This is a genomic window from Burkholderia sp. SIMBA_062, from assembly GCF_046534765.1.
In the GTDB taxonomy this organism is placed as follows: Bacteria; Pseudomonadota; Gammaproteobacteria; order Burkholderiales; family Burkholderiaceae; genus Burkholderia; species Burkholderia ambifaria.
Genome location: NZ_JAWRYD010000002.1, coordinates 270634 through 283268, shown reverse-complemented (window position 1 = coordinate 283268; position 12635 = coordinate 270634). Strand labels below are relative to the sequence as shown.

The following is a 12635-nucleotide window of genomic DNA, read 5'->3' as shown; positions in this document are numbered from 1 at the left end:
TCAATTCCGATGGAGCCGCGTAATGACCCACTCAGCTTTCGCCCAATTCCAGCAAGTCTGCCGCAACCACCCTCGAGCGATCGCGCTGGAGTGTGGGCAGGACCGCGTTTCATACGCGACGCTGCATGACATGACGACGTCGATCGGCGCGCGCATCGCCGCCGCGGGCGTGACGCCCGGCGCGCTGCTCGGCATTTTCCTGCCGCGCGACGTCCGGCTGCCCGCGACGATCCTCGCATCGCTGGGTGCGGGCACCGTCTACGTACCGCTGACCGAGAAATATCCGCCCGAACGGCTGCGTGACATCATTGCCGCGCACGACATCCGGCAGGTCGTCACGACCGCGGAGCTGGCCGCGCAACTGCCACCTTCGTGCGGCAAGATCATCCTGCCCGCCGGCGGCATGGCGCCGGCCGACTGGCAGCCCGCCGGCGAGCGCCCGGCCGACGCGCCCCTGTACGTCGTGTTTACGTCGGGGTCCACCGGTACCCCGAAAGGCGTGCTGATCGGCGAGCACAACCTCGCGAACCTGATCGACTGGTACAGGTCGTCGTTTACCGACACGCAGCGGCGTTCGGTGCTGGCGTCCACGCAGATCACGTTCGACCTGTCGGTGTTCGAGCTGATCTGCACGCTGTGCACGGGCAGCAAGGTGGTGCTGGTCGACACGATCCTGGCGTTGCTGGACGAAGGGGCGAGCTTCGACGTCAGCATGATCAATACGGTGCCGTCGGCGGCACGCGAGCTGGTGCGTCATCGCCGGTTCCCGCCGGGGACGGAAGTGGTGAACCTGGCCGGCGAGGCGCTTTACCAGGATCTCGTCGACGATATCTACGCCGTGGCGCCGCAGGTCGCCCAGGTGTTCAATCTCTACGGCCCGTCCGAAGACACGACGTACTCGACCGGTTACGCGGTGCCGCGCCACGACGCGAGCCGTACGGTAAGCATCGGCCGTTCGCTGCCGGGCAAGCACGCGTACATCCTGTCCGCGGACCTGACGCCGGTCGAGCCGGGCGAGGTCGGCGAGATCGTGCTCGGTGGCGCAGGGGTGGCGCTCGGCTATCTGAATGACGCCGGCCTGACCGCCGAAAAATTCCCGACGATCGATCACGGCCCGCTGAAGGGGCGGCGCGTCTATCGCACCGGCGATCTTGGCCGCTACGACGGCGACGGGCTGCTGCGCTATCTGGGGCGCGCCGACCGGCAGGTGAAGGTGCGCGGCGTGCGGATCGAACCCGGCGAAGTCGAGGTCGCGCTGCGCAGCATCGACGGCGTGGCGGACGCGGCCGTGGTGAAGGTGCTCGACCTGGCGCGGAACGATCAACTGGTGGCACTGATCGTCGCGCAACCGCATTGTCCGCCGCTCGACGCCGTTCTGGATCGGTTGCAGACGCAGATTCCGGCGTTCATGGTGCCGTCGCGGATCGAGTCGATCGACGCGATTCCGCTGAACGCCAACGGCAAGACCGACCGCACCCGGCTCGAACAGTACGCCGGCGCGTTGTTCGGCACGGCACCGGCCGACGGCGCGGCACCGGACGACGACGGCATCGAGGACCAGGTTCTGGGTATCGTTTCGAAACTGATGTCGCGGCAGGACATCTCGGCAGATACCGATTTCTTCCGGATCGGCGGCAACTCGCTGCTCAGCGCCCAGTTGACCTTCGTGCTGCAGAAGGAATTCGCGGTGTCGCTCAACATCGCGGACGTGTTCCAGCGCCGGACCATCCGGGCGCTGGCGGCCATCATCCGGGAACGTACGCGGAAAGCGCCTGAAACCGCGCCGCCTGCACGCCGCCCGCAGCCGGAGCCGGAGCCGGATGCAGGCGGCGCCGCCGCTGCCGAGGCAGGCTTCGCGACGGCCGCGCAGCGCGGCATCTGGCTGCTCGAGAACAGCCCGGGCGGCCGGGCGGTGTCCAACGCGCCGCTGGTGTTCGAGTACGCGGGCGTCCTGGACCGCGCGTTGCTCGAACGCTGCCTGCAGCAGTTGACGGATCGTCACGCGATCCTGCGCAGCAACTATCAGTGGGAAAACGGCAACCTGAGGATGCGGGTCGGGAGCCACTCGCCGTTCGCGCTGCGCACGCTCGAGCTGACCTCGATGCAGCCGGACGAACGGCAGGCGAAGGCGGATGAATGGATTGCGCAGGAGGTCATGCGCCCGTTCGACCTGCGGCGCGATCCGATGCTGCGCGCGACCGACATTCGCTTCAACGCGGCGGCGGGCCGGCTGGTTTTCGTCTTTCACCACATCGCGGTCGACGACCGCGCGCTCAACCTGCTGTTCACGGAGCTGCAACGCCTGTACGACGCAGGCGGCGATCCGGCGGCGCTGGGCGCCGCGCCGGTCCGGCAATTCGCGGAATACGCAGCCGCGTCCCGCCAAGCCGGCGAGACGCTCGGCGCCAACCTCGAGTACTGGACGCGCAAGCTCGCGAACTATCGTGGCGCGACCCCGTATCTAGTCGATCCGGCGGCGCGGCCGGCGTCACGGTTTGCCGGGCGGCTCCATTTTCATGCCGTGCCGCAGGCGATCGGCCGGACGCTCGATGCGGCGGCCGCGCAGCGCGCGCTCACGCCGTTCGCGCTGTTCACGGCCGCGGTGGCCTGCCTGGTGCAGAAGGCGTCGGGTAGCGACGATGTCTGCATCGGGACGTTCTTTTCCAATCGGGATCATTTCACGGAAAACGAGCTGGTCGGTTTCTTCGTCAATACCTTGCCGCTGCGTGTGCGGATCGACCCGGCGTGGAACGGCGAGCAGCTCGCGCAAGCCGTGTCGGCGACGATCGCGGATGCGCATTCGCACCGCAACGTGACGACCGAGGACGTCTTCGACGCGTTGCAGATCAACAATATGCTGCGCCGCACAGCGTTTCGCGTGATGGTCAACCTGGAGCCGGAGCAGGCCGAGGTGCTGACGATGGGGGCGCTGACCGCCCGCCGCATGCCGCTCGACCGGCATGTCGCGAAATACGACCTGCTGTTCTCGCTGCGCAAGGAGGAGGGCGACTACCGCGTGCTGGTCGAATACAACACCGATCTCTACGACGGCGATGTCGTTCCCCGGATCTGCGCGAACCTCGACAAGGTGCTCGCGGCATTGACGAACCCCGCGGCTGTCCGTCTTGATTCGATCGCGCTGTCGAACCCGCTCGAGGCCGCCGGCGATGCGGCGCCGGTCGGCGTCCCCGACATCGATTTCCGCGCGGCGGTACGGGCGATCTGGGCCGACGAGGTCGGGAGCCAGGCGTTCGGCGACGATGACAACTTCTTCGACGTCGGCGGCAGTTCGCTGAAGATCATGACGGTCTACGAGAAGCTGTCGAATCTGCTCAAGGATCACGGCGTGGAGAAGGAGATCGACATTGTCGACCTGTTCGAACACGTGACGGTCGCGATGCTCTCCGATTACCTCCAGGGACTGATCGAACATGACGCGCTTGCACAGTGACATGAGTGACGTGGACGCGTGCGCAGCCGGCGTGCCGGACGCGCGTCCGGCCGATATCGCAATCATCGGGGCGAGCGCGCGAGTGCCCGGCGCCCGCGACGTCGACGCGCTGTGGTCCCTGCTGATGTCGGGCGAGGACGGCCTGTCGACGTTCGCGCCGCACGAGGTGGCGGCGGAGCTGGCGCAGCTGAACGAGGCGGACCGGGCACGCTACGTCGCCCGCCGCGGCGTGCTGCCGGGCATCGAGGAGTTCGATGCGGGGTTCTTCAATCTGTCGGCCGCGGAGGCGACCCTGCTGGATCCGCAGCACCGGGTGCTGATGGAGATCGTGTGGGAGGCACTGGAGGATGCCGGCGCGGCGGATTGCGCCGGGCGCAACGTCGGGGTGTTCGCCACCTCGGGCCTGAGCCAATATCTGATCAAGCATCTGCTGTCCGATCCGGCGATCAGCGAGCAGCACGGCCAGTTGCAGCTGCTGATGCTGAACGACAAGGATTTCCTCGCCACCCGGATCGCTTATTTCCTCAACGTGCACGGGCCGGCCGTCAACGTGCAGACCGGCTGTTCCAGCTCGCTGGTGGCGTTGCACTACGCGTGTCTGTCGCTGCTGCACGGCGATTGCGAGATGGCCGTCGTCGGCGGCGTGTCGATCGCGCTGCCGCAGCAGTCGGGCTATGTCTTCGCGGAAAACATGATCGGCTCGCGGGACGGCTTCTGCCGCGCGTTCGACCGCGACGCATCGGGAACGGTGCGTGGCAACGGCGCGTGCGCGGTGGTCCTGAAGCCGCTCGCGCAGGCCCTCGCAGACGAGGACCCGATCTGGGCCGTGATCAAGGGCACCGCGCTCAACAATGACGGCCGCGACAAGGTGGGTTTCACCGCGCCGAGCCCGAAGTGGCAGGCCGACGTGATTGCCGCCGCGTATCGCCGCAGCGGGACGGCGCTCGACGACATCGATCTGGTCGAAGCGCACGGAACCGGCACGCCGCTCGGCGACCCGATCGAGGCACGCGCGCTCAATCAGGTCTTCGCGCAGGCGGCCCCGAAGCGCACCCGTCATCTCGGCGCGCTGAAAACGCAGCTCGGCCACCTGGATACCGCCGCCGGCCTCGCCGGCCTGATCAAGCTGTGTCTCGCGCTCAGGCATGGCGTGATCCCGCCGACCGCGCACTTCCGCGAACTGAGTCCGCGCATTACGTTCGACGATGCGCCATTCGCGATCAATACGGAGCCGGTCGCGTGGCCGCGCGGCGCGCGCCCGCGATGCGCGGCGCTCAGCTCGTTCGGTATTGGCGGCACCAATGCGCATGTGGTCGTCGCCGAAGGGCCGGCGGCGGGTGCCGCTGTCGTCGGGCCTGGCCCGCACGTCATCGTCGCGTCGGCGAAAAGCGCGGCGTCGTTGTCGATGCTGCGGCAAGCGTATATCGACGCGCTCGAGGCCCTCGACGACGAGGCCGCGCTCGCGGACTTCGCCTGTTCGACGCGCGTCGGCCGGAAGGCGTTCGAGCACCGGCTGGCCGTGTGCGCCGCCAGTCGGGCGGAGGCGCTCGCCGAACTCCGCGCGGCGCATTGCCAGTTCAGCCCGAAGCCGGTGCGCGGCGTGGCTGTCGAAGCCGGCGACGCACCGGCGTTGGCGACGTTGCTGGGCGTCGAGCCGCGGCTCGGGATCGACGGCGTCGGTGCGCGGCTCGCGGAGTGGGGCATCGCGCTCGACGCGGATGCGGCGGTCCGGCTGTCGGCCGCGGGCAGCGGGCTGTGCATCGCGTTGCCGGGTGCGGCGCCCGTGGCGGTCGGCGCCGGCGCCGGCCCGCTTCAGGCGGCGTTGTGGCGCGCCGGCGTCGCGGTCGACTTCGGTCGCGCGACCGGTGCCGGCGCGGGCAGGCGGATGCGGATTCCCACCTACCGCTTCGACCGCCAACGATACTGGGTCGAACCCGCTCGCGTCCCGCGCGACACCGGACCAACCGGCCACGTCGCGGCGGCCGGCGCGACGGCCGAACGACCGGCCAGTCTGGCCGCGCTCGAGGCGACGCTGCTGGCCCAATGGCGCGCGTTGCTGGGCGCGCCGGCGTTGCGCGGCACCGACAACGTTTTCGAGCACGGTGCGGACTCGCTGACGGTCGGCCAGTTCGTGTCGCAGTTGATCTCGGAACACGCGCTGCCGATGCACGTGGTGGACTGCTACAGCCAACCCAGCGTCAGCGGCCAGGCGCGCCTGATCGGCGAGCGCATCGGGCTGGACGCGGGCCCGGCGACACTGGCGGCGGCCCCGCGTGAGATCGAAGTCGAGAAATTTGAAAATCTTTGAAGCGAGACAGCCGTGAAGAGCACTCTTTTCCTCAAGAAGAACGTCAAGATCGAGCCGCTGGTGAACCGCTGGCATGCGAATCCGTGGCTGGTCTATCCGCCCACGGCCGCCTATCTGATGCGGCATCACCTGAACATCATGATGTCCTTCGTCAAGCATGCGGCATTGCACGAGAAGGCGTCCGCGAACCCGAAGATGCGCGGCGGCCCATTCGCGCAAGGCCTCGGCCTTGCCGACGTGCCGGCGATGGAAGCGCTGATCGACGCGACGCGTTGCGCCGGCGCTCATCTGTTCGAGCTGGCCGACGATCTGGATACGCTGCTGGCCCTGCTCGCCACGGCGGACGGGCACAGTCTCGTGCCGTTCTACGAGCAGGTTCCGCCGCGTTTGCGCGGGCTGGTCGAACTGGCCTACCAGGCAGGCAACATTGCCTATCCGCGCCTGCTGGAAGCGCTGTTCTACGACCAGTACGACACCCGGGCGCTGCAGTCCTTCGCGCTCGCCCCGCTGTGGGACGACAGCCGGCCATTCTGTCTCAGCACGCCTCGGCTCGACACCAGCGGCGACGTGCTGCTGGACATCCCGTTCTCGGACCCCCTGGCGATCGCGCTGACCGCGTCGCGCCGCAATGGGCTCGACCAGGCGCAGTTCGAGGCGATCCTGGACCGGCGCTCGAAGGGCGTCCGCGCGGAAGCGGTGGCCGCGTTGTTCTCGGAGACCGCGCCCGAGCGGCGCCCGGACGCCGGGCACGAGGCCCGGGTTCGCTACTTCGGCCACGCGTGTGTGCTGGTCCAGACCGGCGCCGAGAACCTCCTGTTCGATCCGCTCGTCAGCTATCCGTTTCCGGGCCAGTCGCCCCGGTTCACGTATGACGACCTGCCCGACGTGATCGACTATGTCGTGATCACGCATGCGCATCACGATCATTTCGTGCTCGAGACATTGCTGCAGATTCGCGACCGCGTGAAGGCGATCGTGGTGCCGCAGAATACGCCCGGCGAACTGATGGATCCTTCGCTGAAGCAGAGCGCACATGTACTGGGCTTCGAGAACGTCATCACGATGAGCGAATTCGACACGCTGCGGCTGGGCGGCGGGACGCTTCACGCGTTGCCGTTTTTCGGCGAACATGGCGACCTCAATATTCGCAGCAAGCTCGGTTTCATGATCGAAACGGGTGAGCGGCGGGTGCTGATGGTCGCCGACAGCAACAATCTCGACGACAGGCTCTACGAGCAGATCCGGCGCCGCTACGGAAAGATCGACACGCTCTTCATCGGCATGGAGTGCGAGGGCGCGCCTGTCTCGTGGCTGTATGGCCCGATGCTGAAGACGAAGCTGGCGCGTTCGATGGACGAGAGCCGGCGGCTCAACGGCTCCGACTCCCGCGCCGGCTTCCGGCTCGCGCAGATCATTGGCGCGGAGCGCGTGTTCATCTACGCGATGGCCCAGGAGCCGTGGCTGACCTTCATCAGCAGTCTCGAATATGACGAAAGCTCCTTTGCGATGCAGGAGGCGCGGAAGATGATCGCCGCCTGCCGGCAGGCCGGCGTCGACGCCAGCCTGCTCAACGGTTGTATCGATATCCCCTTGCAAGCAGGTTGACCGAATGAATCGAATCCGACAGAACCTCGCCCCGCAGATCGCCACGCTGCTGGACGGCATGATCAAGAAGAACGCCTATTTTCCGCGCCGCATCGGCGGCACGATGCAGGCGCACGAGCATCCCGACCATGCTGTCGTCGACAGCGGGCTCGCGACCGATACCTTCAACCTGGTGATCAGCAAGGCCGCCGGTCAGCCTCAGGCGGCGGCGACCGAGAGCATCGCGCGGCGCTTCAATGATGCGGGCCTGCCGGCTGCCTGGTGGACCTGCCGCGAGCTTGCCGACCCCGCGTTCGCACAGGTGCTCCGCGAGCATGGCTTCCTGGAAGACGAAACGAGCGTCGGGATGCTCGCCGGGCTGGACCTGCTGCCGCCCGTCGACTATCCGACGGGGTTCGGCGTGCGCCAGATCAGCGCCCCGGAAGACGTCGCGCGATTCGGCGCGCTGATCGGCGCGCTGTTCGATCCGCCCGACGCATACGTCGACGCGTTCTACCGGAACGTCGCGGCGCTGGCGATCGATGCGTCGGAACCGCTGAAGCTGTTCGTCGGCGAGATCGACGGCGAGGGGGTGAGCACGGCCGCGATGTATCTCGACGGGGACACCGCGCATATTTTCGATATCAGCACGTCAGCCGCCGTCCGCAGGCGCGGCTTCGCGTCGTCCACCACGCATTTCGTGCTGACGCACGCCAGGGAGCGACTCGGCGCAAGGCGGGCCGCATTGCAGGCGTCCCCGGACGGGCTCAACGTGTATCTGCGCCTGGGCTTCGAGCCGGTATGCGAATTCCTCGTGTATTCGAACCGGGCCGCGATCCAGGAGAGAAGCCATGACCAGCATCGCGCCTAGACTTGACCGGTTCTCGCACGTGAGCGGGGATGCGCCGGCGCTGCCTCGGAAGATGTCGCCGCCGACCGCGCCGGACATCGGCGGCACGATCAGGAATCTGGTCCGCCCGGCCGCGCACGGCGCTCATATCCTGTGCATTCCATGGGCCGGCGCGAGCATCGAGCGCTTTTTCGGCTGGAGGCAACATCTGCCGGACGGCGTCGGTTTGTCGGGGGTTCAATTGCCGGGGCGCGGCGCGCGCGCGCATGAAGCGCTGCCGACCGACCTGCCGGCGCTGCTCGACGAGATCGCCGCCGACTACCTGAAGTTGCCCGATCCGCCGCGCATCCTGCTCGGCCACAGTTTCGGCGCGCTGATTGCCTACGAACTGGCGATGCGCGTCAATGACGCAGCCGGCGCCGCGCCGATCGCGCTGATCGTGGCCTCGGGGTTGTCCGCCCCGAGGGTGATCGCCGACGAGCGGCGGATCGCGCATCTGGACGACGACGCGTTCGGCGCGGAAGTGCTCGCGCTGAACGGCATGCCGCGGGACCTGACCAGCAACCCCGAGTTGCTGCGCTATTTCATGGATATCCTGCGCTGCGACTTCAGGCTGTTCGAGTCCTATCGCTTCAATCCGGACCGGCCGCTGCTGCGCTGCCCGATTCTGGTCTGCAACGGGCGTGCCGATCCCGGCATATCGGCGCAGGGCGTGCGCGCCTGGGCGTCGTTGACCACCGGCGAGTGCCGGTTCCATGACTTCGACGGCGACCATTTCTTCATCACGTCGAACGCGGGCGCGATGCTGCGCCTGACGCTGGAGGCCGATACGGCTTCAGCCTGCTGACTCGACGCGCGGCCACGCCGCGATCCGCATTGCCGAATCCTGCGAAAAAAATCATGAGCACGAACCTGAAGCGCAATCACACGCTGGTATTGATCCTGATCCCGGTTGCAGCACTCGGCCAGTTGTCGATGGACATGTACTTGCCCGCGCTGAAGAGCCTGCAGGCAGGGATGCGTGCAACCGCCAGCGAGATCCAGCTGACGCTCAGCGCGTTCGTCGTCTGTCTCGGCGTGTCGCAGTTCGCGGTCGGCGAGCTTGCGCGCCGTATCGGGCGGGGGCGGGCGATCCTGATCGCGCTGATCGCTTTCGTCGCCGCGACGGCCGGCTGCGCGCTGACGTCGGAGATCCGCGTGTTCATTGCGTGCCGCGCCATCCAGGGCATCACCACGGCGGTTTGCGTGGCCTTGTCGTATGCGGCGATCACCGACAACGCGCAGGACAGTCAACAAAGCATGCGTGGCGTGACGGCGCTGACGGTCTGCTCGATGATCTCGCCGCTGATCGCGCCGGTGGTCGGGTCGCAGCTCCTGCAGTTCTCCGGTTCGTGGCGCAGCGTGTTCCTGCTGCTGCTCGGCCTGTCGCTGGCCGTGCTCCTGATGTTCTGCGTGCAGCCGACGGGCCGTTTCGACGCGCGCGCGCCAGCCGCGCCGACGCCGGGCAGGACGGCCTATCTCGCGATCGTCGGTTCCTCCCGATTCTGGCGATACGCGGTGCTGTGTTCGATCGGAACGACGATCAATTTCTGCTTCGTCTCGTTCCTGCCCGGGATCCTGCTGGTCCAGCACGCGGTCACGCAGAACGTATTTTCAGCGGCGCTTGTGTCGTGCGCGCTGGCCGAAATCGTTGGCGCGCTGCTGGCGCCCCGGCTCAGCAAACGGATCGGCCTGCCCGGCCTGGCGGGGCTGGCCTGCGTTTGCTGCGCGCTCGGCGGTGCGGGCGTCACGTATTTCTCGACGGTACCCGATGCCGTGGCGCGGGTGGTCGCCGCGTTTGCGCTGGTGGAGCTGGGAACCGGCATGCTGATCGCGCCGTGCTTCTCCGCCGCGCTGTACCTGTTCCGGTCGACGTCGAACGAGGCGTCGTCGATCTGCGGATTCCAGCAATTCGTGATCGCTGCCGGCATGGCGACGCTCGCGACGGCGATGCAGTGGCAGTCGGGGGATGCACTGGGCAGCCTGATCGTGGCGGCTGCGCTGGTCGGCGCGGCGATCTGCTGCACGCTGCCCGGCGAGGCCGACGCTGGCCTGGAGGGGGCGCAGTCGCCCGCGGGGTCCGAGTAAGGGGCTTTCCTGCTGTTTCGCGTTGCGGCGGGGAGCGGGCGAAACGGCAGCAGCCGGGATCGACATCGTCGAATTCCGGCTGCCTGGCGGGGCTTACTGATAGAACGGCTTCGCGCCGGTCACCATCACGCGCCGCATGATCCGGTTGCCGACGGGAGGCGTCGGGGAGTTCGTGTGGATCAACGACGCGTTGTCCCAGATCACGAGATCCGCCGCCGCGTAACGATGCCGATAGATGAACGCCTCGTTGGTACAGTGCGCGAAGATGCGGTCCAGAATGTCGTCGCTTTCCTCCGGCGAATACCCTTCGATTCGATCCGTATGCGCCCAGTTGACGAAAATCGAGCGCTTGCGCGTTTCCGGATGGGCGCGCACCGCGGGATGCGAGACCGTCGGCTTGAAATCCTCCTCGGCGATGTTGAGATCGAAGCCTTTCTTCCTGCACCGCTTCACCAGGCTGCCGTCGAGGCTGAAGATCGCATTCCTGCCTTCGATCGCCGTTTTCAGATCGTCGGGCAGCGCTTCATAGGCATCGAACATGTTGGCGAACCAGGTATCGCCGTGCGCTTCCGGGACTGACTCGGCATAGAAGAACGTCATTTTCGCCGGATGCTCGAGATAGCACAGATCCGAATGCCACAGCTCGAACGGCGGCGTCGGATAGCCCACCGGCTTGCCATCGACCGTCACGTTCGACACCACGGTGATTTCCGGAAACGCGGAGGTATTGGTCGTCATCGGATGCGGTTCGAGCGCACCGAAGTCCCGGCATGCGGCGACCTGCTGCTCGCACGACAGACGCTGCCCGGGAAAGACCAGCAGTTGATGTTCCGCCAGAAGGCCGACGATGTCGTCACGGGTCTGAGGCGACTGGGGTTGCGAGAAATCGATCCCGGTGATTTCCGCGCCGAGGGCGGACGACAGTTTGCGCAGGTTCATTTGGAGTCCTTTGATGATGTCGGATGAGCGTGATGTGTGGGCTTGGAGTGATGACGGATGGCGCGTCGTGCGCGCGCACGCTTGATGAAGGGCGTCAAGAAGGAGATTCAAGCCGATTAAAAATATCGTCCGCCCAGGTGCATGTCTAGCTATGAACTATCACAGGTCGCATGTCGTTGGGCGCGCATCTCAGGCAAGCCAGATCCGGCGGCGCCGGTGGACATCGCTTCGGACCGATCGACCCGGGCGCCAAGAACGGCAGGAGTCCGTAGCGAATTCGACAGTGGCCTGCTCGTCCAGACCATCCACAACGTGTTGTCGTGGCTAATTCGATACATTCACGTAAACAAAATCAGGTATTACGCATAAATATGTTGAATGTGAATGATCCGGGCACCTGAATTATTACATTCCTGACAAATTTAACAGTTATACTTAAATCTTGCGCATCGTTAAATTCGGGGTGCAGCAATAAATCCAATTCTCGTTGAATAGGAGGGGACGTGAATCATCGAACCCGGTTGGGTGGGTTGTTTTCAAGGGTGATTTCAAGCGCGACCGCAATAATCGGGCGAGTGGCTATGGACGCTTACCCAGGAGCGGGGGAAATCCACTTCTCTATTGAAAATAGAAGCGGTTCGCCGGGAGAGCTTGCGGGGATGCAGACATGCACGCTTTGATTAAATTTTGGCTTAATGAATTTTCCGCCAGTAAAAATCCGGATCACGTCAATTCTGTCTTGACGCATGCGGCTTCGGCCTTGGGCCTCGAGTATGCGACATACGCGATGAGGCGGCCCTTTCCGATCTGCAACCGCCAGATCGTCATGGTGTCGAACTGCCCGGTTCGATGGCGGGAACGCTATATAGACGCGCAATTCATCAATATCGACCCGGTTTTCAAGGCGGCGATCGGCAGCGACGAACCGGTGGTCTGGTCCGCCCAGCACGGTGCGTCGAGGAGTCGGTTCTGGGACGAAGCGCTGTCGTTGGGCATCGCTCACGGATGGTCGTCGGTATCAAGGGGCGCAGACGGCACGCTCGGCATTCTGACCTTGTCCAGAAGCAGCGATCCGATCGAGCCTGCCGAGAAGATCCTCAATCAGAGCACCGTACACTGGCTGGCTCATGCCGCGCACCTTGCGATGGCGCCTTTTCTGCCGGCCGGCGACGAATTCGATCCGACGCTTACGCAGCGAGAGACCGATGTCCTGAAGTGGACTGCCGACGGAAAGACAGCCTACGAGATCTCGCTCATTCTCAGCATTTCGGAAAGCACCGTTAATTTCCACGTCAAGAACATCGTGGCCAAGCTGGGCACGGCCAACAAGGTCCATGCGGTCGCCAAAGCCGCGCTGATGGGCATGCTCTGACGAA

The 12635-nt window shown here is 65.8% G+C and carries 8 protein-coding genes; 7 read left to right on the top strand and 1 reads right to left on the bottom strand.

Translation table 11 applies throughout. The features are described 5' to 3' along the window. Positions 1-22 precede the first annotated feature (22 nt). Genes SB786_RS03005 through SB786_RS02980 form a run of 6 tightly spaced genes read left to right on the top strand, consistent with a single transcriptional unit; the run spans position 23 to position 10320 of the window. On the top strand, positions 23-3451 hold the full coding sequence (locus SB786_RS03005; protein ID WP_410726113.1) for an amino acid adenylation domain-containing protein: 3429 nt from the start codon (positions 23-25) through the stop codon (positions 3449-3451). Next, entirely contained in the window at positions 3432-5759 is a 2328-nt protein-coding gene (locus SB786_RS03000) for a beta-ketoacyl synthase N-terminal-like domain-containing protein (protein WP_410726112.1), read from the top strand. The genes SB786_RS03005 and SB786_RS03000 overlap by 20 nt, the downstream gene beginning before the upstream one ends. A gap of 12 nt (positions 5760-5771) precedes the next feature. Beyond that, positions 5772-7364, top strand: a complete 1593-nt coding sequence (locus SB786_RS02995; protein ID WP_410726111.1) for an MBL fold metallo-hydrolase — start codon at positions 5772-5774, stop codon at positions 7362-7364. A 4-nt stretch (positions 7365-7368) separates the two neighbouring features. Then, complete coding sequence (locus tag SB786_RS02990) at positions 7369-8214, top strand: GNAT family N-acetyltransferase (RefSeq protein ID WP_410726110.1); 846 nt, start codon at positions 7369-7371, stop codon at positions 8212-8214. Continuing rightward, entirely contained in the window at positions 8195-9040 is an 846-nt protein-coding gene (locus SB786_RS02985; protein WP_410726109.1) for a thioesterase II family protein, read from the top strand. Before SB786_RS02990 ends, SB786_RS02985 begins: the two co-directional genes overlap by 20 nt. Before the next feature lie 53 nt (positions 9041-9093). Then, complete coding sequence (locus tag SB786_RS02980) at positions 9094-10320, top strand: MFS transporter (RefSeq protein ID WP_410726108.1); 1227 nt, start codon at positions 9094-9096, stop codon at positions 10318-10320. A gap of 93 nt (positions 10321-10413) precedes the next feature. On the opposite strand, the gene SB786_RS02975 is transcribed toward SB786_RS02980, so the two are convergent. Further along, positions 10414-11259 (bottom strand): TauD/TfdA dioxygenase family protein, encoded by an 846-nt coding sequence (locus tag SB786_RS02975; protein WP_410726107.1) that lies wholly within the window; start codon positions 11257-11259, stop codon positions 10414-10416. Between the two features lie 667 nt (positions 11260-11926). Between SB786_RS02975 and SB786_RS02970 the strand changes: the two genes are divergently transcribed. Further along, entirely contained in the window at positions 11927-12631 is a 705-nt protein-coding gene (locus SB786_RS02970) for a LuxR family transcriptional regulator (protein WP_410726106.1), read from the top strand. Positions 12632-12635: the final 4 nt, after the last annotated feature.

Excerpts from the sequence above, each read along its gene's own strand:
- SB786_RS03005 (WP_410726113.1), top strand. The coding sequence starts at position 23 with ATGACCCACTCAGCTTTCGCCCAATTCCAGCAAGTCTGCCGCAACCAC.
- SB786_RS03000 (WP_410726112.1), top strand. The coding sequence starts at position 3,432 with ATGACGCGCTTGCACAGTGACATGAGTGACGTGGACGCGTGCGCAGCC.
- SB786_RS02990 (WP_410726110.1), top strand. The coding sequence starts at position 7,369 with ATGAATCGAATCCGACAGAACCTCGCCCCGCAGATCGCCACGCTGCTG.
- SB786_RS02985 (WP_410726109.1), top strand. The coding sequence starts at position 8,195 with ATGACCAGCATCGCGCCTAGACTTGACCGGTTCTCGCACGTGAGCGGG.
- SB786_RS02980 (WP_410726108.1), top strand. The coding sequence starts at position 9,094 with ATGAGCACGAACCTGAAGCGCAATCACACGCTGGTATTGATCCTGATC.
- SB786_RS02975 (WP_410726107.1), bottom strand. The coding sequence starts at position 11,259 with ATGAACCTGCGCAAACTGTCGTCCGCCCTCGGCGCGGAAATCACCGGG.
- SB786_RS02970 (WP_410726106.1), top strand. The coding sequence starts at position 11,927 with ATGCACGCTTTGATTAAATTTTGGCTTAATGAATTTTCCGCCAGTAAA.